Origin of the sequence: Edwardsiella ictaluri ATCC 33202 (assembly GCF_000264785.1) — a bacterium.
GTDB classification, from domain to species: Bacteria; Pseudomonadota; Gammaproteobacteria; order Enterobacterales; family Enterobacteriaceae; genus Edwardsiella; species Edwardsiella ictaluri.
The window spans coordinates 88,363-112,937 of record NZ_AFJI01000081.1; the positions used below are offsets into that span (position 1 = coordinate 88,363).

20 protein-coding genes are annotated in these 24,575 nt (G+C 57.7%); all 20 read left to right on the forward strand.

Translation table 11 applies throughout. From position 1 onward, the window contains the following. Nucleotides 1–158 precede the first annotated feature (158 nt). The 20 genes from EIEH_RS12140 (at nucleotide 159) to lpxC (ending at nucleotide 24,571) form a co-directional block, all read left to right on the forward strand. Complete coding sequence (locus EIEH_RS12140; RefSeq protein ID WP_015870136.1) at nucleotides 159–1,970, forward strand: AMP-dependent synthetase/ligase; 1,812 nt, start codon at nucleotides 159–161, stop codon at nucleotides 1,968–1,970. Nucleotides 1,971–2,292: 322 nt separating this feature from the next. Then, complete coding sequence (gene ilvI, locus EIEH_RS12145; RefSeq protein ID WP_015870137.1) at nucleotides 2,293–4,011, forward strand: acetolactate synthase 3 large subunit; 1,719 nt, start codon at nucleotides 2,293–2,295, stop codon at nucleotides 4,009–4,011. A 2-nt stretch (nucleotides 4,012–4,013) separates the two neighbouring features. Beyond that, the gene (gene ilvN, locus EIEH_RS12150; protein ID WP_015870138.1) at nucleotides 4,014–4,505 is read left to right on the forward strand and encodes an acetolactate synthase small subunit; all 492 of its coding nucleotides are present in this window, start codon (nucleotides 4,014–4,016) and stop codon (nucleotides 4,503–4,505) included. Between the two features lie 201 nt (nucleotides 4,506–4,706). Continuing rightward, a complete protein-coding gene (cra, locus tag EIEH_RS12155) occupies nucleotides 4,707–5,711 on the forward strand; it encodes a catabolite repressor/activator (protein WP_015870139.1) in 1,005 nt (334 codons plus the stop codon). A gap of 958 nt (nucleotides 5,712–6,669) precedes the next feature. Then, nucleotides 6,670–7,128 carry a division/cell wall cluster transcriptional repressor MraZ gene (mraZ, locus tag EIEH_RS12160; RefSeq protein WP_015870141.1) on the forward strand — a complete coding sequence of 153 codons (459 nt, stop codon included), beginning with the start codon at nucleotides 6,670–6,672 and terminating at the stop codon, nucleotides 7,126–7,128. 2 nt (nucleotides 7,129–7,130) lie between these two features. After that, nucleotides 7,131–8,072, forward strand: a complete 942-nt coding sequence (gene rsmH, locus EIEH_RS12165) for a 16S rRNA (cytosine(1402)-N(4))-methyltransferase RsmH (RefSeq protein WP_015870142.1) — start codon at nucleotides 7,131–7,133, stop codon at nucleotides 8,070–8,072. After that, nucleotides 8,069–8,389, forward strand: coding sequence for a cell division protein FtsL (gene ftsL / locus EIEH_RS12170; protein WP_015870143.1), 321 nt, complete (start codon nucleotides 8,069–8,071; stop codon nucleotides 8,387–8,389). The genes rsmH and ftsL overlap by 4 nt, the downstream gene beginning before the upstream one ends. A gap of 38 nt (nucleotides 8,390–8,427) precedes the next feature. Continuing rightward, complete coding sequence (locus EIEH_RS12175; RefSeq protein WP_015870144.1) at nucleotides 8,428–10,191, forward strand: peptidoglycan glycosyltransferase FtsI; 1,764 nt, start codon at nucleotides 8,428–8,430, stop codon at nucleotides 10,189–10,191. Then, on the forward strand, nucleotides 10,178–11,665 hold the full coding sequence (murE, locus tag EIEH_RS12180) for a UDP-N-acetylmuramoyl-L-alanyl-D-glutamate--2,6-diaminopimelate ligase (protein WP_015870145.1): 1,488 nt from the start codon (nucleotides 10,178–10,180) through the stop codon (nucleotides 11,663–11,665). The genes EIEH_RS12175 and murE overlap by 14 nt, the downstream gene beginning before the upstream one ends. Further along, on the forward strand, nucleotides 11,662–13,038 hold the full coding sequence (murF, locus tag EIEH_RS12185) for a UDP-N-acetylmuramoyl-tripeptide--D-alanyl-D-alanine ligase (RefSeq protein ID WP_015870146.1): 1,377 nt from the start codon (nucleotides 11,662–11,664) through the stop codon (nucleotides 13,036–13,038). The genes murE and murF overlap by 4 nt, the downstream gene beginning before the upstream one ends. Next, the gene (mraY, locus tag EIEH_RS12190) at nucleotides 13,032–14,114 is read left to right on the forward strand and encodes a phospho-N-acetylmuramoyl-pentapeptide-transferase (RefSeq protein ID WP_015870147.1); all 1,083 of its coding nucleotides are present in this window, start codon (nucleotides 13,032–13,034) and stop codon (nucleotides 14,112–14,114) included. The genes murF and mraY overlap by 7 nt, the downstream gene beginning before the upstream one ends. Nucleotide 14,115: 1 nt before the next feature. Beyond that, on the forward strand, nucleotides 14,116–15,432 hold the full coding sequence (gene murD / locus EIEH_RS12195) for a UDP-N-acetylmuramoyl-L-alanine--D-glutamate ligase (RefSeq protein WP_015870148.1): 1,317 nt from the start codon (nucleotides 14,116–14,118) through the stop codon (nucleotides 15,430–15,432). Beyond that, complete coding sequence (ftsW, locus tag EIEH_RS12200) at nucleotides 15,432–16,691, forward strand: cell division protein FtsW (RefSeq protein WP_015870149.1); 1,260 nt, start codon at nucleotides 15,432–15,434, stop codon at nucleotides 16,689–16,691. Before murD ends, ftsW begins: the two co-directional genes overlap by 1 nt. Next, nucleotides 16,688–17,767, forward strand: coding sequence for an undecaprenyldiphospho-muramoylpentapeptide beta-N-acetylglucosaminyltransferase (gene murG / locus EIEH_RS12205; protein WP_035609702.1), 1,080 nt, complete (start codon nucleotides 16,688–16,690; stop codon nucleotides 17,765–17,767). The genes ftsW and murG overlap by 4 nt, the downstream gene beginning before the upstream one ends. 60 nt (nucleotides 17,768–17,827) lie before the next feature. Continuing rightward, nucleotides 17,828–19,291 (forward strand): UDP-N-acetylmuramate--L-alanine ligase, encoded by a 1,464-nt coding sequence (murC, locus tag EIEH_RS12210; RefSeq protein ID WP_015870151.1) that lies wholly within the window; start codon nucleotides 17,828–17,830, stop codon nucleotides 19,289–19,291. Between the two features lie 6 nt (nucleotides 19,292–19,297). Next, the gene (locus EIEH_RS12215; RefSeq protein ID WP_015870152.1) at nucleotides 19,298–20,200 is read left to right on the forward strand and encodes a D-alanine--D-alanine ligase; all 903 of its coding nucleotides are present in this window, start codon (nucleotides 19,298–19,300) and stop codon (nucleotides 20,198–20,200) included. A gap of 1 nt (nucleotide 20,201) precedes the next feature. After that, nucleotides 20,202–21,065 (forward strand): cell division protein FtsQ, encoded by an 864-nt coding sequence (gene ftsQ, locus EIEH_RS12220; RefSeq protein WP_035609708.1) that lies wholly within the window; start codon nucleotides 20,202–20,204, stop codon nucleotides 21,063–21,065. After that, entirely contained in the window at nucleotides 21,062–22,318 is a 1,257-nt protein-coding gene (ftsA, locus tag EIEH_RS12225) for a cell division protein FtsA (protein ID WP_035609711.1), read from the forward strand. The genes ftsQ and ftsA overlap by 4 nt, the downstream gene beginning before the upstream one ends. A gap of 69 nt (nucleotides 22,319–22,387) precedes the next feature. Continuing rightward, nucleotides 22,388–23,548 carry a cell division protein FtsZ gene (gene ftsZ, locus EIEH_RS12230; protein ID WP_015870155.1) on the forward strand — a complete coding sequence of 387 codons (1,161 nt, stop codon included), beginning with the start codon at nucleotides 22,388–22,390 and terminating at the stop codon, nucleotides 23,546–23,548. A 105-nt stretch (nucleotides 23,549–23,653) separates the two neighbouring features. Next, nucleotides 23,654–24,571 carry a UDP-3-O-acyl-N-acetylglucosamine deacetylase gene (lpxC, locus tag EIEH_RS12235; protein ID WP_015870156.1) on the forward strand — a complete coding sequence of 306 codons (918 nt, stop codon included), beginning with the start codon at nucleotides 23,654–23,656 and terminating at the stop codon, nucleotides 24,569–24,571. Nucleotides 24,572–24,575: the final 4 nt, after the last annotated feature.

The window sequence follows — 24,575 nt, forward strand, 5'->3', positions numbered from 1 at the left end:
ATATACGGTAGCGCACACTTTTCCTCTCAATAACGATTGATTCATGCACAGGAAACGGTAGACTGCGCGCGAAATTAGTGCACAGCTGTACGCTGAAAATGGGTGTGCGGGTGGGCAAATGTCGCGGCATATACCGCGTTCTTACGATGAATGGACGAATGATCAAAGCGTTAGATAATTACCATCTGGTAACTCGTATTCAGGGACAGATTGCCAATTCACCTAGCCGCGTGGCGCTGCGCGACTGGTCGCCGACGGCGGATGTCGTGTACTGCTGGCATGAGATCGGGGAGCAGGTTTCCCGGCTGGCCTGTGCGCTGCTGGCGCTGGGCGTAGAGGTACAGGAGCGGGTGGCCATCTTTGCCCATAACTCTGTGGCCTGGTCGCTGGCCGATCTGGCGATCCTGCATCTGCGGGCGGTCACGGTGCCGGTCTATGCGACCAATACGGCGGCTCAGGCAGCCTATATCCTCAATGATGCCAGCGTTCGCATCCTGTTTGTCGACGGTCAGGCTCAGTATGACGCCGCGTTGGCTCTGCGCGATAGCTGTCCGCAGTTGACCCGTATCATTGCGCTGTCGGATGGTATCGATCTGCGCGGCTGTGCGATTGCCTGTCACCTTCACGGGTTCGCGCACGACGGCGATAGCGCCAGTCTCGCACGGCTGGCACAGCTGGCACAGCGTATCGATGAGGCTTCCCTAGACGATCTGTTTACGCTTATCTATACCTCCGGCACCACCGGTGAGCCAAAAGGGGTGATGCTGGACTACCGAAATCTGGCCGCTCAGCTGTATCTGCACGATGCCCGCCTGAACGTCAGTGAACAGGACGTCTCTCTATGCTTTCTGCCGCTCTCCCATGTGTTTGAGCGTGCCTGGAGCTTTTATGTGATGCACAGCGGTGCGCAAAACGTCTATCTGCACGACACCAACCTGGTGCGCGAAGCGATGCAGGCGGTGCGTCCGACCATGATGTGCGCGGTTCCCCGTTTTTATGAAAAGATTTTCAGCGCGGTACAGGCTAGGGTCGCCCAGGCGCCATGGCTGCGTCGCCAGCTGTTCCACTGGGCGCTGTGGTGCGGCAAGCAGCGTTTTTTGAACGAGCGAGTGGGGCGTTCCCAGGGGCGTCTGATGACGGCGATGCACCGTTTGGCCGATCGGCTGGTGCTCTCTAAGTTGCGTGCGATTTTAGGTGGCCGGGTACGCTTCTTACCGGCGGCCGGTGCCAAACTGGATGACCATGTGATCCTGTTTTTTCAGGCGCTGGGGTTGAACATCAAGTATGGCTATGGCATGACGGAGACCTGCGCGACGGTCTCCTGCTGGGAAGAGCAGGGCTTCCGCTTTGGGTCTATTGGCCGCCCCTTGCCCGGGGTCGAGGTGCGCATCGGTGAGTCGAATGAGATCCAGGTGCGCGGGCCTATCGTGATGCGTGGCTATTTCAATAAGCCGCAGGAGACAGCACAGACCTTTACCGCAGACGGATGGCTGAAGACCGGTGACGCCGGTGCGCTGGATGCGCAGGGACACCTGTTTATTACCGAGCGGCTGAAGGATCTGATGAAGACCTCCAACGGTAAGTACATTGCCCCCCAGCTGGTGGAGGGGACGCTGGCACGCGATCGTTTTATCAAGCAGGTGGCAGTGATTGCCGATGCGCGTAAGTTTGTTTCTGCGTTGATCGTTCCCTGCTTCGACTCGCTGGAAGAGTATGCGCGCTCTATTAACCTCAAGTATCACGATCGTCTGGATCTGCTGCGCCATAGCCATATCGTTGCGCTGTTTGAGCAGCGTTTGACGGAGATGCAAAAGGAGCTGGCCAAGTTTGAGCAGGTCAAGCGCTTCACGCTGCTGCCGCAGGCGTTCTCTATGGAGCTGGGTGAACTGACGCCAACGCTGAAGCTGCGCCGTAAGATTATCCTGAGCCGCTATCATCAGGAGATAGAGTCCATGTATCTGGAACGATAGGGCTTACCTGGCGCGGGGCGCGTTTTTTCGTGCGCCGCGTTGAGCGTGCCTGAAGCGCCTGCAGGCGTAGTGCTCATGATTAACCTCTGAATTTTTCCTGCTTCCAATCATAAGCTGGTGACGCTTCGGCTAGCTTTCAGTTTTTTATCCGCCAGATATTGCCAACCGCAGTTTTCTCTCTACCTCAGTGCTTTTTTCTCCCCTCCGGAGGTTTGCTCCATTGGAGAAGTGACGTTAATGTAACCAGACAGCGGGCGACATCCTGCCGTACCGTGCGGCCCTGCGCCGCCTTGGTGGAGCCATACATAAGGAGGTAAAGTCTATGGAGATGTTATCAGGCGCCGAGATGGTGGTGCGATCGCTGATCGATCAGGGCGTCAAACACCTTTTTGGCTACCCGGGCGGTACCGTGCTGGATATTTATGACGCCCTGCATACGGTTGGAGGGATTGAGCATATTCTGGTTCGGCATGAGCAGGGGGCGGTACACATGGCTGACGGCTATGCGCGGGCCACCGGGCAGGTGGGTGTCGTTCTGGTGACCTCCGGTCCGGGGGCGACCAACGCCATTACCGGTATCGCGACAGCCTATATGGACTCCGTCCCATTGGTGGTGCTGTCGGGGCAGGTACCCACTTCGCTGATCGGTAATGATGCTTTTCAGGAGTGCGACATGGTGGGGATCTCCCGTCCGGTGGTCAAGCACAGCTTCCTGGTGAAGCAGACCGAAGATATTCCCTGCGTACTGAAGAAGGCCTTTTACCTGGCCAGCAGCGGCCGTCCCGGACCTGTGGTGGTTGATCTTCCCAAAGATATCCTTAATCCCGCGCAGAAATACCCGTATGCCTATCCGCAGCAGGTGAGCATGCGTTCCTATAATCCGACCTGTCAGGGGCACAGGGGACAGATTAAACGAGGTCTGCAAGTATTACTGGCCGCCCGGCGTCCGGTGATCTATGCCGGGGGCGGGGTGATTGGTGCGGGCTGCCATGAGGCGCTGCGTGCGCTGGCGCAGCAGCTTAATCTGCCGGTGACCACCTCGCTGATGGGGCTGGGCGCCTTTCCTGCATCACACCCACAGAGCCTGGGGATGCTGGGGATGCACGGCACCTATGAAGCCAATATGGCGATGCACAATGCCGATGTCATTTTTGCTGTTGGTGTCCGCTTTGACGATCGTACCACTAACAATCTGGCAAAGTATTGTCCCGATGCAACGGTGGTGCATATCGATATCGATCCCAGCTCGATCTCCAAGAATGTCACGGCTGATATACCCATCGTCGGCGACGCCGGCGACGTTTTGGGGGTGCTGCTCTCCCTGCTGGGGCAGGGTGATTCTCGGCAGGATTTTGATAGCCTGCGCGACTGGTGGCAGCGTATTGAGGTCTGGCGTGATCGCCAGTGTTTGCGCTACATCAGTGACGGTCAGCGGATCAAACCACAGCTGGTGATCGAAACCTTGCACCGCCTGACGGGAGGCGAGGCCTATGTGACCTCCGACGTCGGTCAGCATCAGATGTTTGCCGCGCTCTATTACGGCTTCGACCGTCCGCGCCACTGGATAAACTCCGGCGGGCTCGGCACCATGGGTTTCGGCTTGCCCGCTGCGCTTGGCGTACGCCTGGCGCTGCCGCAGGCCACGGTGCTGTGCATCACCGGCGATGGCAGCATTCAGATGAATATCCAAGAGCTGTCGACGGCGCTGCAGTACGATCTTTCCATTGTGGTGGTCAACCTGAACAACCGGTTTTTGGGTATGGTGAAGCAGTGGCAGGATATTATTTATGCCGGGCGCCACTCTCACTCCTATATGCAGTCCCTACCGGATTTTGTGCGGCTGGCTGAGGCGTACGGTCACGTCGGTATCGCCATTCGCAGCGTCGATGAGTTGGAAGTGAAGCTGCGTGAGGCATTGAGTATCCGTGACCGGCTGGTGTTTGTCGACGTGACGGTAGATGAGGAGGAGCATGTGTATCCGATGCAGATCCGCGGCGGGGCAATGGATGAAATGTGGCTGAGTAAAACCCAGAGGAGCTGATCATGCGGCGGATTTTATCGGTGTTACTGGAAAATGAATCCGGCGCGCTGTCGCGGGTTGTGGGGCTGTTTTCCCAGCGTGGTTACAATATTGAGAGTTTGACGGTGGCACCGACGGAGGACGCCACGCTATCGCGGATGACGATCCAGACCAAAGGCGATGCCAAGGTGTTGGAGCAGATAGAGAAGCAGCTGCACAAGCTGGTGGATGTTCTGCGCGTCAGCGAGCTGGTATCCGGGGCACATGTGGAGCGCGAGATCATGCTGGTCAAGCTGCGTGCCAGCGGTTACGGGCGGGAGGAGGTCAAGCGCAGCACCGATATTTTCCGTGGGCAGATAGTCGATGTGACGGCATCGCTGTATACGGTGCAGCTGGCCGGTACCAGCGATAAGCTGGATGCCTTTTTGGCGGCGGTTCGCGAGGTTGCTGAAATTGTTGAGGTCGTGCGTTCGGGGGTGGTCGGTGTAGCCCGTGGAGATAAAATAATGCGCTGACAGACATTGAGTGTATGCGGTGTGACCGCGTAAGGGCCCGGCTATGTGCCGGGTCTCTTATTTTTCCGTTTTTGCTGACCCCTTTCAGCTAAATCGGTTGCTCCATCGCTGTTTATGCGCTTAGATCGCACTATATAGCCTAGACAGCCAGGCCGAAGTATTGGCTGTCATTGTAAAGCGATTGCCTGTAAGGAGGATAATGTGAAACTGGATGAAATCGCGCGTCTTGCAGGTGTCTCGCGGACTACCGCCAGCTATGTGATCAACGGTAAAGCCAAGCAGTACCGCGTCAGCGATAAGACAGTTGAGAAAGTGATGGCTGTCGTACGCGAGCACAACTACCATCCTAACGCAGTGGCCGCTGGGCTGCGTGCGGGGCGAACCCGCTCCATCGGTCTGGTGATCCCGGATCTGGAGAATACCAGCTATACCCGTATCGCTAACTATCTGGAGCGCCAGGCGCGCCAGCGCGGCTATCAGCTGTTGATCGCCTGTTCTGAGGATCAGCCGGACAACGAGATGCGTTGTATCGAGCATCTGTTGCAGCGTCAGGTCGATGCGATTATTGTATCGACGGCGCTGCCGCCGGAGCACCCTTTTTACCAGCGTTGGGCCAACGATCCGTTGCCGATTATCGCGCTGGATCGTGCGCTCGATCCGGAGCACTTTATCAGCGTGGTAGGCGCCGATATGGACGATGCCGAGATGTTGGCTGCCGAACTGCGGCGCTTCCCGGCCCAGTCGGTCCTGTATCTGGGGGCGCTGCCGGAGCTCTCCGTTAGCTTCCTGCGTGAGCAGGGGTTCCGCAAGGCGTGGCAGGGGGACGAGCGCCCGGTAAGTTATCTGTATACGAACAGCTATGAGCGGGAGGTGGCGGCGGCGGCGTTTAGCCAGTGGCTGCAGCATAATGAGATGCCGCAGGCGTTATTTACCACCTCCTTTCCACTGCTGCAAGGGGTACTGGATGTCACGTTGAAAAAGTACGGTCATCTGCCGAGCGATCTGGCCGTAGCGACCTTTGGTGATAATGAACTGTTGGATTTCTTGGACTGCCCGGTGCTGTCTGTCGGCCAGCGGCACCGTGATATTGCCGAACGGGTGCTGGAGCTGGTATTGGCCAGTCTGGATGAGCCGAGAAAACCGAAACCGGGGTTAAGCCGGATGCGGCGAATTTTGTTGCAGCGTGGGCGTCTAAGCCGGCAGTAAATAAGGTAAAAAGCCGGGGGAACCCGGCTTTTTTATCTTTGGATACGGGGCATTGACTGGAATTGTTTAAAGGGGTGAGCTTTGTATCCACTTCTTACTGTTAATGAAAAGTTTTGAAGCACGGTTAGATTCTGGTTCTTTTCGCTATATTTATTAGGTGACTTCAGACTTATCACTTAATTTTTGATATTATATGGCGTCGAATTTTTCGGTAACTTAAGGTGGAACACTCCGAATCCACATTTCTCAGCGCGAAGGTTTGTCGAGCTGAGAAAGAGGATTGTCTTATTTTTCAAAATATTTTAGGAATAGTCTTAGAAAAATAGCGCTATTGCCTAAAAGTAGCGCCAGTATGCTTTTTACGTAAATTCTGTTTTTAGTAAAACGGTGTAAGTTAAAATAGGGAATACAGTCGATATCCCGACGTTATTTTATTAATCCACGGGAAAAGGGCTGAAAAATTTAGAAAAATATTTGGCTGAGAAAGACATTATTATTTCGCATAAAACAATATGAAATCTGTGCCAATAAAACATGTCATTCATGTTAGAATTTAACCAATTGAAACTTATAAGTATTTATAATTACTCTTCTTGAGGTTTTTAGGCAGATTATTCTGTTGTTATAGTCGTTTGCAGATGATCTATTTGCATTCGTGTTGGTTGAAATGAGAGCTATATTGCAAAAAGTGAGTAAGTTTTAACATTTGGTTGTGCTGGTGGCTTTTCTGTTATTTTGTATGGAATGTTTAAATTTCCTCTAATTTATCATGGTGTTAATTTCTACCTTTAGCACCCGGAATTCTCTTGCCTATTTTGTTAAAACCCTGCATCGATAAAAATATTGCCAAACCGCGCCCGCTCTGGCTTGACAAGGTTTTCCTCCCCTCCGTAAACTTCTTAGTGTGGGAATTTGTGGGGTAAAGTGGTGATGTGGGGCATCAAGGAGTCACTCCGGCATGTTTCGAGGCGCAACAAACATCAATCTCGACAGTAAGGGACGTCTGGCGGTGCCTATCCGCTACCGGGACTTATTGATTGAGGAAGCGCAAGGTCACATGGTATGTACCATCGATCTCCATCACCCCTGTCTGCTGCTTTATCCTCTGTCACAGTGGGAAGTGATCGAACAGAAGTTATCCCGTCTGTCGAGTATGAATCCTGCCGAACGTCGGGTTCAGCGTCTGCTGCTGGGTCATGCCAGCGAATGTCAGATGGACGGTGCAGGACGCCTGCTGATTACTGCAACGCTGCGGCAGCATGCGGGGCTCCATAAACAAGTGATGCTGGTGGGCCAGTTCAATAAGTTTGAACTGTGGGATGAAGAGACCTGGTATCAACAGGTCAGGGAAGATATTGAGGCTGAACAGTCCGCAACGGAGATCCCCTCCGAGCGTTTACAGGATTTGTCGTTATAGTCATGTCTGAAAATTTTCAACACAAAACCGTGTTGCTTGATGAGGCGGTAGCAGGCCTTAATCTGCGCAGTGACGGTATTTACATTGATGGCACCTTTGGTCGCGGTGGTCATTCCCGTCTCATTCTCTCCCAGTTGGGAGCGGAGGGACGCCTTATTGCCATCGATCGCGATCCGCAGGCCATTGCTGCCGCCGCGCAGATTGACGATCCGCGCTTCTCCATCATCCATGGGCCGTTTTCGGCGCTGGCAGACTATGTGCAAGAGATGGGGCTGAGCAGCAGGATTGATGGCATATTGCTCGATCTGGGCGTCTCTTCGCCCCAGCTCGACGATCCCGAGCGGGGGTTTTCTTTTATGCGTGATGGGCCGCTGGATATGCGTATGGACCCGTCACGCGGTCTCTCTGCCGCACAGTGGCTGATGCAGGCAGAAGAGGATGATATCGCCTGGGTGCTGAAGACCTTCGGTGAGGAGCGCTTCGCCAAGCGTATCGCCCGCGCCATCGTGGAGCGAAACCGCACGGAGCCACTGAGCCGTACCCGTGAGTTGGCAGCATTGATTAGCGATGCCAGCCCGTTTAAAGAAAAACATAAGCATCCGGCAACACGCAGTTTTCAGGCCATTCGCATTTACATCAACAGCGAACTGGATGAGATTGAGCGAGCGCTGGAGGGCGCGCTGGTCGCGCTGGCGCCTCAGGGACGCCTGTCGGTGATCAGCTTCCATTCGCTGGAGGATCGCTTGGTTAAACGCTTTATTCGCCAGTACAGCCGTGGACCTCAGGTGCCCAAAGGGCTGCCGCTGACGGAGGCGCAACTGCAGGCGCAGGGTGGTCCACAGTTGAAGGCGTTGGGGAAACGGATGCCGGGTGAGCGCGAGGTGGTCGATAACCCCCGGGCGCGTAGCTCGGTGCTGCGGGTGGCGGAAAGGATCGCGAGATGATTGGCAATGAGCGCCATTCGCTGATTTCCATCATCGGTGGCGATCTGCTGCGTCATGGTAAATTGCCGGTGCTGCTGTTTATCGCCGTGTTGATCTCCGCGCTGTTGGTGACGACGACGACCCATAAAACGCGTCTGCTGACTGCAGCGCGCGAACAGCTGGTTTTGGAGCGGGATGCACTGGATATCGAGTGGCGTAACCTGATTCTGGAGGAGAATGCGCTGGGCGATCACAGTCGCGTTGAGCGCATTGCGACGGAAAAACTACAGATGCAGCACGTGGATCCCTCTCAGGAAAATATTGTGGTCCAACAGTAAGATAATTGACCGATGACGGGCAGGTAATCAAGGAATCAATGAAAGCAGTGCGATCTGGGAAGATACGGCGTCAAGAAGAACAGGCCAGCTTTGTTAGCTGGCGTTTTGCGTTGTTGTGCGGCTGTATCTTATTGGCGCTGCTTGGGTTGCTGGCACGCGCCGCCTACCTGCAGGTGATCAGCCCCGAACACTTGGTGCGGGAGGGAGATGCCCGCTCCCTGCGTACGCAATCGATCCCGACCGCGCGCGGTATGATCAGGGATCGTGCCGGGCGCCCTCTGGCGGTCAGCGTGCCGGTGAATGCAATCTGGGCCGACCCGAAAGAGGTGAATGAGCACGGCGGCATCACGCTGGACACGCGCTGGCAGGCGCTGGCCGATGCATTGGAAATCCCGTTGGATAAAATGGCCGCGCGGATTAACACAAACCCCCGCGGGCGCTTTGTCTACCTAGCTCGCCAGGTGAATCCGGCGATGGGCGAGTACATTCACAAGCTTCGCCTGCCAGGGATCTACCTGAAGCAAGAGTCGCGTCGTTACTATCCTGCAGGGCAAGTGACCGCTCACATTATCGGTGTGACCAATATCGATGGCCAGGGGATTGAAGGGGTTGAAAAGAGCTTCGATCGCTGGTTGACCGGGCAACCCGGGGAGCGCACCGTGCGCAAGGATCGCTTTGGCCGGGTCATCGAGGATATCTCCTCGGTCGATAGCCTGGCTGCTCACAACCTGTCGCTGAGCATCGATGAGCGTCTGCAGGCGTTGGTATATCGTGAGCTGACCAATGCGGTGGCATTCAACAAGGCCGAGTCAGGTACCGCGGTGTTAGTGGATGTTAATACCGGGGAAGTGCTGGCAATGGCCAATAGCCCCTCCTATAACCCGAACAATCTTACCGACACGCCTCAGGAGGCGATGCGTAACCGCGCTATCACCGATATCTTTGAGCCGGGATCGACCGTGAAGCCCATGGTGGTGATGACAGCCCTACAGCGCGGCATCGTGCGGGAGAGCAGCGTGCTGAATACGCTGCCTTACTATGTCAACGGGCATGAGATTAAGGATGTGGCACGCTACGCCGAGCTGTCCATTACCGGTATTTTACAGAAGTCGAGTAACGTCGGTGTTTCCAAGCTGGCGTTAGCGATGCCGTCCTCGGCGCTGGTGGAGACTTACTCCGGCTTCGGGTTCGGAAGACCGACCAATTTGGGGCTGGTCGGGGAAAGCAGTGGCATATATCCAAAAAAACAACGGTGGTCCGACATTGAGAGGGCCACCTTCTCTTTCGGATATGGGCTAATGGTAACGCCGTTACAGTTAGCTCGTGTCTATGCAACCATCGGCAGCATGGGGATTTATCGCCCACTGTCGATTACCAAGGTGGATCCGCCGGTGTCCGGCGAGCGGGTGTTCCCGGTTGCGCTGGTACGTAGTGTGGTGCACATGATGGAAAGCGTGGCGCTGCCCGGAGGTGGCGGTGTCAAAGCGGCAGTAAAAGGTTACCGGGTCGCCGTTAAGACCGGTACGGCCAAGAAGGTTGGGCCTGACGGGCGCTATGTGAATAAATATATCGCCTACACAGCCGGTATTGCGCCGGCCAGCAATCCCCGGTTTGCCCTGGTTGTGGTGATTAACGATCCACAGGCGGGGAAATATTACGGTGGTGCGGTATCTGCACCGGTCTTTGGCGCCATCATGGGCGGCGTACTGCGCACCATGAACGTTGAACCGGATGCGTTGCCCACGGGTGATAAGAGCGAATTGGTGAACAACAAAAAAGAGGGTTCAGGTGGCAGATCGTAATTTGCGCGCGCTTTTGGCTCCTTGGGTTACACAGGCCCCGGAGCGCGCTTTGCGGGACATGACTTTGGACAGCCGCGTGGCGGCTGCAGGCGATCTGTTTGTGGCCGTTGTCGGCCATGCGGCGGATGGACGCCGTTTTATTCCGCAGGCCATTGCGCAGGGCGTTGCCGCCGTTATCGCTGAGGCTGAGGGCGAGGCCGAAGATGGCAGCGTACGCGAGCTGCACGGCGTTCCGGTAGTGTATCTCAACCGTCTCAACGAGCGTCTTTCTGCGCTGGCAGGGCGTTTCTACGGTCAACCGGGTGCCGATCTGCGTCTGGTGGGTGTGACCGGCACTAACGGTAAAACGACGACCACCCAGCTGTTGGCACAGTGGGCGCAGCTGTTGGGTGAAACCGGCGCCGTGATGGGGACTGTCGGCAATGGCCTGCTGGGGCATGTTTATCCCAGTGAGAACACCACAGGATCAGCTGTCGACGTACAGCACATGCTGCGCACGCTGGCCGATGACGGCGCAACGCTGGTAGCGATGGAGGTCTCCTCCCATGGTCTGGTGCAAAACCGGGTGCTGGCGCTGCCGTTTGCCGCGTCGGCCTTTACCAACCTGAGCCGCGATCACCTGGATTACCACGGTGATATGGAGCACTACGCACAGGCGAAGTGGCGCCTGTTCTCGACCCATCACAGCGGTGAGAAGATCGTCAATGCTGATGATGAGATGGGGCTCCTCTGGCTGGATAAGCTACCGGATGCGGTGGCGGTGACTGTCACCGGTGTACTGCCCGAAGGTTGGGCGGGCCGCTGGCTGGCCGCGTGCTCGGTGGCGTATCACGACGGCGGCGCGACGATTGCGTTCGACTCCAGCTGGGGAGAGGGTACGCTGAACAGTCGCCTGATGGGCGAGTTTAACGTGAGTAATCTGCTGGTTGCGCTGGCGACACTGCTGGCGCTCGGCTATCCGCTGGCGGCGCTGTGCGCTGCGTCTGTCCAGCTGCAGCCGGTCTGTGGGCGAATGGAGGTGTTTCAGGCGCCCGCTAAGCCTACGGTGGTTGTCGACTATGCCCATACGCCGGATGCGTTGGAAAAAGCGCTGCTGGCTGCGCGTTTGCATTGCCAGGGGCAGCTGTGGTGCCTATTTGGCTGCGGCGGGGATCGCGATACGGGCAAACGTCCGCTGATGGGGGCGATTGCCGAACAGTATGCCGACCGGGTAGTGGTGACAGACGATAACCCGCGCAGTGAAGAGCCGCGGGCGATCATCAATGAAATTCTCAGCGGTATGCTGGATCCGGGGTTGGCGATGGCCATCCCCGGGCGTGCAGAGGCGGTGACCGCCGCCGTGATGCAGGCGGCCCCGCAGGATGTGATCTTGGTGGCCGGTAAGGGGCATGAGGATTATCAGCTGGTCGGCAACCGCCGTCTGGACTATTCCGATCGGGTGACGGTAGCCCGTCTGCTGGGGGTGGTAGCATGATCGCCACGACGCTGCAGACCCTCGCCGATGCCATCGGCGCGACGCTTATTGGTGCTGATGGCCCAGTGACGGCGGTGACAACCGATACCCGTAAGCTAACGCCGGGGTGCCTGTTTGTCGCGCTGCAGGGCGAGAGCTTTGACGGACATGACTTTGCCGCCCAGGCGCTGGAAGGGGGCGCCGGCGCGTTGCTGGTTAACCGCCGTCTGGCGCTGGATGTACCGCAGCTGTTGGTAGCGGACACCCGTTTGGCGCTGGGACAGCTGGGTGCATGGGTGCGTCGTCAGGTTCCGGCTCGGGTGGTGGCGCTGACCGGATCGTCGGGCAAAACCTCGGTAAAAGAGATGAGTGCGGCGATCCTCGGCCTGTGTGGCAACGTGCTGTACACCGCCGGTAACCTGAATAATGACATCGGCGTGCCGCTGACCCTGCTGCGCCTTGAGCCGCAGCATGACTTTGCGGTGATCGAGCTGGGTGCCAATCACGTCGGAGAAATCGCCTATAGCGTGGCGCTGACGCGTCCGCACAGCGCGCTGGTCAATAATCTGGCGGCGGCGCACCTGGAAGGGTTTGGCTCATTGTCCGGGGTCGCCCGGGCCAAAGGTGAGATTTTTGCCGGTCTGCCGCCGCAGGGAACGGCGATCGTGAATGTCGACAGTAACGATTGGGAAAGCTGGCAACATGCGCTGACAGAGCAGCGCGTGTGGCGTTTTTCCCCGCAGGCGGGCGCTGGCGTAGACTTCTACGCCAGCGCCGTGCGCAGCGATGCGGCGGGAACCCACTTTACTCTGCATACCCCCGTGGGACAGTGTAATGTGCTGCTGCCGCTGCCCGGCCGCCATAACATCGCCAATGCCCTGGCGGCCGCGGCGCTGACTATGTCAGTGGGTGCTTCGCTGACGCAGGTACAGCAAGGACTGGCCGGGCTGCAGGCGGTGCCGGGGCGGCTGTTTCCCATCCGTCTGGGCGAACAACAGCTGCTGCTGGATGACAGCTATAACGCCAACGTCGGTTCAATGAGTGCTGCCGCAGAGGTTCTGGGCAATATGCCGGGTTACCGGGTGATGGTAGTCGGCGATATGGCCGAATTGGGTACAGAGGCCGAAGCCTGCCACCGTCGCGTCGGTCAGGCGGCCCGCGCGGCGGGGATCGATAAGGTGTTGAGCGTCGGCGGACTAAGTCGGCTGATCGGCGAGGTCAGTGGTTGTGGCGAACATTTCATGGATAAGGAAGCGCTGCTTGAGCGCTTGAGGCATCTGTTATGCGAGCATGCGGCAATCACCATTCTAGTAAAAGGCTCACGTAGTGCCGCAATGGAGCAGGTAGTACGAGGCGTATCTGTGCAGGAAATGCAGGAGAATCAATCATGTTAGTCTGGCTGGCCGAACATTTGGTCAAATACTTTTCTGGCTTTAACGTCTTCTCCTATCTGACGTTTCGCGCCATCGTCAGTTTGCTGACCGCCCTGTTTATCTCACTGTGGATGGGGCCACGCCTGATCGGCTGGCTACAGAAGCTGCAGATTGGTCAGGTGGTGCGTAATGACGGGCCAGAGTCGCACTTTAGCAAGCGCGGCACACCGACCATGGGCGGTTTGATGATCCTGACATCGATTACCATTTCGGTTCTGATGTGGGCCTATCCCTCTAACCCTTATGTCTGGTGTGTGCTGTTTGTGCTGCTGGGCTACGGCATCGTGGGTTTTGTCGATGATTACCGTAAGGTGGTGCGCAAGAATACCGATGGACTGATCGCCCGTTGGAAGTATTTCTGGCAGTCCGTGATCGCGCTGGTGGTGGCTTTCACCATGTACTGCATCGGTAAGGATACGCCAGCCACCCAGCTGGTGGTTCCGTTCTTTAAAGACATCATGCCGCAGCTGGGGCTGTTGTACATCCTGCTGAGTTATTTCGTTATCGTCGGTACCAGCAATGCGGTCAACCTGACGGATGGCCTGGATGGCCTGGCCATTATGCCGACCGTTTTCGTGGCCGCGGGCATGGGACTGGTGGCCTGGGCGACCGGTAATGTCAATTTTGCCGCGTATCTGCATATTCCCTACATTCGTCACGCCGGTGAACTGGTGATTGTCTGTACTGCTATTGTTGGCGCCGGGTTGGGATTTCTGTGGTTCAACACCTATCCGGCGCAGGTCTTTATGGGGGACGTCGGTTCCTTGGCGTTGGGCGGTGCGCTGGGCACCATCGCTGTGCTGCTGCGCCAGGAGTTCCTGCTGGTGATCATGGGCGGTGTTTTCGTCATGGAGACCCTGTCGGTGATCCTGCAGGTGGGCAGTTTTAAGCTGCGCGGCCAGCGTATTTTCCGCATGGCGCCCATCCATCACCACTACGAGCTGAAGGGCTGGCCGGAGCCGCGTGTCATTGTGCGCTTCTGGATTATTTCGTTGATGCTGGTGCTTATTGGACTGGCAACCTTGAAGGTACGTTAATATGGCTGACTATCAGGGGAAGAGGGTCGTTATCATTGGGCTGGGGCTGACGGGCCTCTCCTGCGTCGATTTCTTTATGGAGCGTGGTGTGGTACCGCGGGTGATTGACACCCGTGCAACGCCACCGGGGCTGGATCAGCTGCCGGCGAGCGTCGAACGTCACCTGGGAAGCATTGAACAGTCATGGCTGATGGACGCCGATCTGATCGTTGCCAGTCCTGGCATTGCCCTTTCGTCGCCGGCGCTGGATCAAGCGGCACAGGCGGGCGTGGAGATCGTCGGCGATATCGAGCTGTTTTGCCGCGAGGCACAGGTGCCGATCGTGGCGATCACCGGCTCTAACGGTAAAAGCACCGTGACGACGCTGGTCGGTGAGATGGCCTGTGCCGCAGGTTGGCAGGTCGGTGTTGGTGGCAATATCGGGGTGCCCGCCCTGTCGCTGCTGAAGCATGAGTGCCGCCTGTATGTCCTGGAGCTCTCCAGCTTTCAGCTGGAGACCACTGCCAGCCTGAGGGCGGCGGCAGCGACCATCCTGAACGTCAGCGAAGATCACATGAACCGCTACCCGCTGGGACTGCAGCAGTATCGGGCGGCCAAGTTACGCATCTATGAAAACGCCCGGGCCTGCGTGGTCAACGCGGATGATGCGCTGACCATGCCGATCCACGGCGCCGATACGCGCTGCGTCAGCTTTGGTGTCGACGTGGGCGACTACCATCTCAACCGCCAGCAGGGCGAGATCTGGCTGCGGGTTCGCGGTGAAAAGATTTTGAATACCAAAGAGATGCAGCTCACCGGCATCCATAATTACACCAATGCCCTGGCAGCGCTGGCGTTGGCGGATGCTGTCGGCCTGCCGCGTGCTTCCAGCCTGCGGGCTCTGACGACGTTCCGTGGCCTGGCGCACCGTTTTCAGCTGGTGCTGGAACACAGCGGTGTACGCTGGATTAACGATTCGAAAGCGACCAACGTGGGAAGCACTGAGGCGGCGTTGAAGGGGCTCCACCTGAACGGTACGCTGCACCTGCTGCTGGGCGGTGATGGTAAGGATGCGGACTTTACGCCGCTGCTGCCTTATTTGCGGGGCGATCGTATCCGCCTGTATTGCTTTGGTCGCGACGCCGGACCACTGATGCTGCTGCGACCTGAGGTTTCACGACGCTTTGATACCATGGAGCAGGCGATGCGTGCTTTGGCGCCGCTGACGCGTGCAGGGGATATGGTGCTACTTTCACCAGCCTGTGCCAGCTTGGATCAATTTAAAAACTTCGAACAGCGCGGCGATGAGTTTGCCCGCCTGGCGCGGGAGTTCGGCTGATGCGCTTGCGTCTCGCACTGCCTCGTCCCCGCCTGCCGCATCTGCGTCTGCCGCGCTTTTCCCTGTCGCTGACGGGAGGTGTGTTGCGCCTGCGCGACTGGGTGATGGGTGCAGGCGAAGCCGATAGTACAGGGGTGATTCTGTATGACCGGACGCTGCTGTGGCTGACCTTTGGGCTCGCGGCGATGGGTTTTATCATGGTGACGTCGGCGTCGATGCCCATCGGCCAGCGCCTGGCCGACGATCCCTTTCTGTTTGCCAAGCGCGATGCGCTTTACCTGGCGCTGGCTTTTGGCCTCGCCATGGTGACCCTGCGCATTCCTATGGAGTTTTGGCAACGCTGGAGCAATGCAATGCTGCTGCTGTCAGTAGCTATGCTGCTGGTAGTGTTGGTAGTCGGCAGTTCGGTTAACGGTGCTTCGCGCTGGATCGCGCTGGGACCACTGCGTATTCAGCCTGCGGAGTTCTCTAAGCTGTCGCTGTTTTGCTATCTCGCAAGCTATCTGGTGCGCAAGGTCGATGAGGTGCGTAATAACTTCTGGGGCTTCTGTAAGCCGATGGGGGTGATGGTGGTGCTGGCGGTGCTACTGCTGGCGCAGCCGGATTTGGGCACTGTGGTGGTACTGTTTGTGACGACGCTGGGACTACTGTTCCTGGCAGGGGCGAAACTGTGGCAGTTCCTGGCGATCATCTGCTCGGGGATCTTTGCGGTGATCCTGCTGATTATCGCCGAGCCTTACCGTATGCGACGCGTAACGTCGTTCTGGAATCCGTGGGCCGATCCGTTTGGCAGCGGCTACCAGCTGACCCAGTCGCTGATGGCGTTTGGGCGCGGCGAGTTTTGGGGACAGGGGCTGGGAAACTCGGTTCAGAAGCTGGAGTATTTGCCTGAGGCGCATACTGACTTTATTTTCTCCATCCTCGGCGAGGAGCTGGGCTATTTCGGTGTGGTTCTTACGCTGTTAATGGTATTCTTCGTCGCTTTTCGGGCGATGTCCATCGGGCGGCGCGCGCTGGAGGCTGATCAGCGTTTTTCCGGTTTTCTGGCCTGTGCCATTGGCGTCTGGTTCAGCTTTCAGGCATTAGTTAACGTCGGTGCGGCGGCCGGTATGCTGCCGACCAAAGGGCTGACTCTGCCGTTGATAAGCTACGGCGGCTCCAGCCTGCTTATTATGTCTACAGCGCTGGTATTCTTGCTGCGCATTGATTATGAAACCCGCCAGGCGAATGCCCAGGCGGTAGTTAAGGGGTCACGATGAGCGGTGCGGCTAATCATCAAGGTAACAAACGGCTGATGGTCATGGCCGGCGGTACCGGAGGACACGTGTTCCCTGGGTTGGCGGTGGCGCACTATCTTCAGGCGCAGGGATGGCAGATCCACTGGCTGGGTACCGCGGATCGCATGGAGGCGCAGCTGGTTCCACAGCACGGCATTGAGATCGATTTTATCCAGATTTCGGGCCTGCGCGGCAAAGGGATCAAGGTTCTGCTTGGCGCACCGTTTCGCATTGTGCGAGCGGTGCTGCAGGCTCGTCGAATTATTAAGGCTTATCGTCCCGATGCGGTACTGGGGATGGGGGGCTATGTCTCCGGTCCGGGTGGGCTGGCCGCCTGGATGTGTGGCGTTCCGGTAGTGCTGCACGAGCAGAATGGGATCGCCGGTTTGACCAACCGCTGGCTGTCCAAGATCGCGAAACGGGTACTGCAGGCGTTTCCCGGGGCTTTTCCTCATGCACCGGTAGTGGGAAATCCGGTGCGTGAGGATGTGCTGGCGCTGCCGGCGCCTGCGCAGCGTATGGCCGGGCGCACTGGCCCCGTTCGGGTGCTGGTGGTCGGCGGCAGCCAGGGCGCCCGGATCCTGAACCAGACGCTGCCCGCAGTGGCGGCGCGTCTCGGGGAGCAGGTGACCCTGTGGCATCAGACCGGGAAAGGGGCCCAGCCGTCGGTCGAGGCGGAGTATCAGCGCCTGGGGCTGCAGGATCACCAGGTAACCGAGTTTATTGACGATATGGCGGCGGCCTATGCCTGGGCCGACGTCGTCGTATGCCGCTCCGGTGCGTTGACGGTCAGTGAGATCGCCGCCGCCGGTTTACCTGCGCTATTTGTGCCCTTTATGCACAAGGATCGTCAGCAGTACTGGAATGCGGCGGCGCTGGCACGTACCGGTGCCGCCAGAATTATTGAACAGCCCGATTTTAGCGTCGATGCGGTGGTGGAGACGCTGGCGGGCTGGGATCGCCCTACGCTGCTATTGATGGCGGAAAAGGCCCGGGCGGCGGCGATCACCGATGCGACCCAGCGGGTCGCCGAGGCGATCTGCAACGTAGCGCGTTAATATCAACCCGGGTGGGGAGACCGACCCGGACAGTGAAAATGGATTAAAGTGAACAAGACAGTGAATACTCAACAGCTCGCTAAACTGCGTACCATGGTGCCAGAGATGCGCCGTGTCCGGCACATTCACTTTGTCGGCATCGGCGGCGCTGGCATGGGCGGTATTGCAGAGGTGTTGGCCAACGAGGGTTATCAGATCAGCGGCTCCGATTTGGCGCCCAACGCGGTGACCCAACAGCTGAGCGAGCTGGGTGCGCAGATCTATTTTAACCATCGCCCGGAAAACGTACGCGATGCCAGCGTCGTGGTTGTGTCAACTGCGATCGCTGCCGATAACCCGGAGATTATCGCCGCCCGTGAGGCGCGTATTCCGGTGATCCGTCGCGCGGAGATGCTGGCGGAGCTGATGCGTTTCCGCCACGGTATCGCCATTGCCGGAACCCATGGCAAGACCACCACTACGGCGATGGTCTCCAGTATTTATGCAGAGGCCGGGTTGGACCCGACCTTTGTTAACGGCGGTCTGGTGAAAGCGGCCGGCACGCACGCCCGCCTGGGATCCAGCCGCTACTTAATCGCCGAGGCCGATGAGAGCGATGCCTCGTTCCTGCATCTGCAGCCGATGGTGGCGATCGTTACCAATATCGAAGCCGACCATATGGATACCTATCATGGTGACTTCGAAAACTTGAAGCAGACCTTTATTAACTTTCTGCACAACCTGCCGTTCTATGGTCGGGCGGTGTTGTGCATCGACGATCCGGTGATCCGCGAGCTGCTGCCGCGTGTCGGGCGCCAGGTGACCACCTATGGCTTTAGCCAGGATGCCGATGTCCGTATTGAGGAGTACCGCCAGTGCGGCGCCCAGGGAACCTTCTTCCTGTGCCGTCAGGATCGTCCGCGCCTGGCGGTGACCCTGAATGCGCCGGGACGCCACAATGCCCTGAATGCGGCCGCGGCGGCGGCGGTGGCCAGCGAAGAGGGGATTGACGATGAGGCTATTCTGCGTGCGCTGGATAGGTTCCAGGGCACCGGGCGTCGCTTTGACTTTCTGGGGGAGTTTAGTCTGCAACACGTCAACAACAGGCCGGGTAGGGTGATGCTGGTGGATGACTATGGACATCATCCGACGGAGGTTGATGCCACCATCAAGGCTGCCCGCGCCGGTTGGCCGGATCGCCGCCTAGTGATGGTTTTCCAGCCGCACCGCTTTACCCGTACCCGCGATCTGTATGATGACTTCGCCAATGTACTGTCGCAGGTGGATGTCCTGCTGATGCTGGATGTGTATCCCGCCGGTGAGCATCCGATCCCTGGTGCAGACAGTCGTTCGCTGTGTCGGAGTATCCGCGGGCGCGGTAAGCTGGATCCGGTCTTGGTGTCGGATCCGGCGACGTTGGCGCAGACGCTGGCGCAGTTCCTGCAAGAGGGGGATCTGATTCTGACGCAGGGCGCCGGTAATATTGGCCGGGTGGCGCGGGTGCTGGCGGAGTGCCGCCTGCAGCCGTCCGCGATAACGGAGTAAACGACGATGGCAGAAAAAGTAGCGGTATTGTTGGGCGGCACCTCTGCTGAACGCGACGTTTCGCTGCTGTCGGGGCAGGCGGTACTGAATGGTCTGAAACAGGCCGGTATTGATGCTTATCCGGCTGATACAAGGCGCTTTCCTGCAACACAATTACGAGAGGCCGGTTTTGAACGGGTATTTATCGCTCTGTACGGCCGCGGCAGCCTGCAAGGGGTGCTGGAGTTTCTGCAGCTGCCCTATACCGGCAGCGACGTGATGGCATCGGCGTTGACCATGGATAAGTTGCGATCCAAGCAGGTATGGCAGGCCGCCGGGCTGCCTGTGGTGCCCTATGTCGCCATCAGTCGCGAACAGTTTGACGAAGGGCTGACCATGGATACGCTGCACGAGATTAATGATCTCGGCCTGCCGCTGATCGTGAAACCCAGTCGCGAGGGCTCCAGCGTCGGCATGAGCAAAGTCAGCGAACCGTGCGAGTTCGATCCGGCGCTGGTTGAGGCGCTGCGCCATGATGATGAGATCCTGATCGAAAAATGGCTTTCCGGTCCAGAATACACCGTGGCCTTCATCGGCGATGAAATTTTTCCGTCGATCCGTATCCAGATGGCCGACGCGTTCTATGATTATGAGGTCAAGTACTTATCGGATAAGGCTGAGTACTTCTGTCCCAGCGGATTGAGCGATGAACAGGAGCAGGCGCTGGTGGCGCTGGTACGCAGGGCCTATAAAGCACTGGGTTGTAGCGGTTGGGGGCGGGTGGATGTGATCCAGGATACCTCCGGTGAGTTCTGCCTGTTGGAGGCCAATACTGCACCGGGTAGCCACAGTCTGACTCCGATGGCTGCCTGTCAGGCCGGGATGAGTTTTTCACCGTTGGTGGTACGGATTTTGGAGTTAGCGGATTGATATGTCTCAGGCAGCCCTGAACTCGCGGGAACCGAGCGGTTCACCCCGTAGCCGCACCCGTCTGAGGCGCAACAACGGGATGCGTCTGGCAGGGATGCTGTTTCTGCTGTTGGTGCTGGCCGGTATCGGTTGGGGGGGCTGGCTGGTAGTCAATTGGATGAAAGACGCCAGCCGGATGCCGATGTCCAAGCTGGTTGTGACAGGGGCGCGCCATTTTACGCGCAACGATGATATTCGCCAGGCGATCCTGGCGCTGGGGCCACCGGGGACGTTTATGACCCAGAATGTGGATGTGATCCAGCAGCAGATAGAGCGTTTGCCGTGGATTAAACAGGCCAGCGTACGTAAGCAGTGGCCGAATGAGCTGAAGATCCACGTGGTGGAGTATGTCCCCGTGGCGCGCTGGAACGATTTACGTCTGGTGGACAACAACGGTAAGTCGTTCAGCGTTCCGGCCGACAGAACCGGCAAACGGTCATTACCGCTGCTGTATGGGCCGGAGGGCAGTGAAATGGATGTCCTGGAGGGCTATCGCGCGATGAGCAAGACGCTGGCGAAGGATAACTTTACGCTGAAGATGGTGGCGATGAGTGCCCGTCACTCATGGCAGCTGGGGCTGGGTAACGATATCCGCCTGGAGCTGGGGCGCGAGGATGTCGCCGGGCGGTTGGCCCGCTTTGACGAACTCTATCCTGCGCTGCAGCAGCAGGCCCAGGCTACACATCAGCGTGTCAGTTATGTGGATCTGCGTTATGACAGTGGCGCTGCGGTAGGCTGGGCGCCGGCGTATATCGATACGCCGCCGGTCGGTGCGAATCAGCAACAGAATCAGCAACAGAATCAGGCACAGGCTAAACAACAATGATCAAGTCGACGGACAGAAAACTGGTAGTTGGGCTGGAGATCGGTACGGCAAAAGTCGCTGCGCTGGTAGGGGAGGTTCTGCCCGATGGCATGGTCAATATTATCGGCGTGGGCAGCTGCCCGTCGCGCGGCATGGACAAGGGCGGCGTTAACGATTTGGAGTCGGTGGTGAAATGCGTGCAGCGCACCATCGATCAGGCGGAGCTGATGGCGGATTGCCAGATATCTTCCGTGTATCTGGCGCTGTCTGGTAAGCATATCAGTTGCCAGAATGAGATCGGGATGGTGCCGATTTCGGAGGAAGAAGTTACCCAGGAAGACGTGGAAAATGTGGTGCATACCGCAAAATCGGTACGAGTTCGCGATGAACATCGGGTTTTACATGTAATTCCCCAAGAATATGCCATTGATTATCAGGAGGGGATTAAAAATCCTGTGGGGCTGTCCGGCGTGCGGATGCAAGCCAAGGTTCACCTAATCACCTGCCATAATGATATGGCGAAGAATATTGTGAAGGCGGTAGAGCGCTGTGGTCTGAAAGTGGATCAGCTGATTTTTGCCGGTCTGGCCTCCAGCTATGCGGTGCTGACGGAAGACGAGCGTGAGCTGGGCGTCTGCGTGGTGGATATCGGTGGCGGTACCATGGACATGGCTGTCTATACCGGTGGTGCGCTGCGCCATACCAAGGTGATCCCCTACGCGGGTAACGTGGTGACCAGCGATATCGCCTACGCCTTCGGCACGCCGCCAACGGATGCCGAAGCGATTAAAGTGCGCTACGGCTGCGCGTTGGGTTCGCTGGTCAGTAAGGATGAAAGCGTTGAGGTTCCGAGTGTGGGGGGACGTCCGCCGCGCAGTCTGCAGCGCCAAACGCTGGCCGAGGTGATCGAGCCGCGCTACGCCGAGCTGCTGAATCTGGTCAACGATGAGCTGCTACAGCTGCAAGAACAGCTGCGCCAGCAGGGGGTGAAGCACCATCTGGCGGCAGGCATTGTCCTGACCGGCGGCGCGGCGCAAATAGAGGGGCTTGCCGCCTGCGCTCAGCGTGTATTCCATACCCAGGTACGCATCGGGCAGCCGCTGAACATTACCGGCCTGACGGATTATGCCCAGGCGCCGTACTATTCCACGGCGGTTGGGTTGTTGCATTACGGCAAAGAGTCGCATCTGAGCGGTGAGGCTGAAGTCGAAAAGCGTGCCTCAGTTGGCAATTGGTTTAAGAAGATCAATGGCTGGTTGAGAAAAGAGTTTTAATGTTTGAAAAAAGGGATCATTCTACGCGTTAATGATTCCGTAGCGACAGGCACAAGACGGAGAGAAACTATGTTTGAACCAATGGAATTAACCAATGACGCGGTGATTAAAGTCATCGGCGTCGGCGGCGGCGGCGGCAACGCCGTTGAACACATGGTGCGTGAACGCATTGAAGGCGTTGAGTTTTTTGCGGTGAATACCGATGCACAGGCTCTGCGCAAGACGGCCGTTGGCCAGACGATACAGATCGGCAGCGGCATTACTAAAGGACTGGGTGCAGGTGCTAACCCAGAGGTCGGACGCAATGCGGCGGAAGAAGATCGCGAAGCGCTGCGCGCTGCGCTGGATGGGGCCGATATGGTCTTCATCGCTGCCGGCATGGGCGGTGGCACCGGTACTGGCGCGGCGCCGGTAGTGGCTGAAGTGGCAAAAGAGCTGGGTATCCTGACGGTTGCCGTTGTCACCAAGCCGTTTAATTTTGAAGGCAAGCGTCGTATGGCGTTTGCTGAACAGGGTATCGCCGAGCTGTCCAAGCACGTCGATTCTCTGATTACCATTCCCAACGATAAGCTGCTGAAGGTGCTGGGGCGCGGTATCTCTCTGCTGGATGCCTTCGGCGCGGCCAACGACGTGTTGAAAGGGGCAGTACAGGGTATTGCTGAGCTGATCACCCGTCCGGGCCTGATGAACGTCGACTTTGCCGACGTACGTACTGTGATGTCTGAAATGGGCTACGCCATGATGGGTTCCGGTATGGCCAGCGGGGAAGACCGAGCGGAAGAGGCTGCCGAGATGGCTATTTCTTCTCCACTGCTGGAAGACATCGATCTGTCCGGCGCCCGCGGCGTACTGGTTAACATCACCGCGGGCTTTGACCTGCGTCTGGATGAGTTTGAGACCGTCGGTAACACCATTCGTGCCTTTGCCTCTGATAACGCGACGGTGGTTATCGGTACCTCTCTCGACCCGGATATGAACGATGAGTTGCGCGTAACCGTGGTGGCTACCGGCATTGGTATGGACAAGCGTCCGGAGATCACCCTGGTGTCCAATAAGCAGGGGCAGCAGCCAGTGATCGACCAGCGCTACCAGCAGCATGGCCTGTCGCCGCTGCCGCAGGAGAGCAAGCCGGCAGCGGCTAAAGTGGTTAACGATCAGAGCGTGCCGAACGGGAAAGAGTCTGACGACTACCTGGATATTCCGGCCTTCCTGCGTAAGCAGGCCGACTGAGTGTTGGGGTTCTCCGCTCTTTGTGCTATACTATCTTGCCGCCTTTAATGTATAATAATTATCATTTAGAGGTGGTTGGACGGATAAACATTGCGAGATAACACGATGATCAAACAACGGACCATAAAACGTATCGTTCAGGCGACGGGCGTCGGGTTGCATACCGGCAAGAAAGTCACTCTGACCATGCGCCCGGCTGCGGCAAATACCGGGATCATCTATCGTCGCACTGACTTGAATCCTCCGGTCGATTTCCCGGCTGATGCTAAATCGGTGCGTGACACAATGCTTTGTACGTGCCTGGTTAATGAGCATGATGTGCGTATTTCTACCGTAGAGCACCTGAATGCTGCCTTGGCGGGGTTAGGGATCGATAACCTGGTTATTGAGGTCGATGCGGCTGAAATTCCAATCATGGACGGCAGCGCCGCACCGTTTGTTTTCCTGCTGCTGGATGCCGGAATCGATGAGTTGAAGTGCGCCAAGAAATTCCTGCGTCTCAAAGAGGCTGTACGGGTCGAGGACGGTGATAAGTGGGCCGAGCTGGCGCCGTATAATGGCTTTAGCCTGGACTTCACCATCGACTTCAATCATCCGGCCATTGATGCCAGTACGCAGCGCTATAGCCTGGACTTCTCTGCCGACGCGTTTGTGCGTCAGATTAGCCGTGCGCGTACTTTCGGCTTCATGCGCGACATTGAGTATCTGCAGTCCCGTGGCCTGTGCCTGGGCGGCAGCTTTGACTGCGCCATTGTCGTGGATGATTACCGCGTGCTGAACGAAGACGGCCTGCGTTTTGAGGATGAGTTTGTGCGCCACAAAATGCTGGATGCTATCGGTGACCTGTTTATGTGCGGGCACAATATTATCGGCGCCTTTACCGCGTTCAAGTCCGGCCATGCGTTGAACAACCGTCTGCTGCAGACCGTGTTGGCGAAGCAGGAAGCGTGGGAGCTGGTGACCTTTGAAGACGGTGAGGAGATGCCGCTGGCGTTCCGTGCTCCGTCAGCCGTTCTGGCCTGACGAA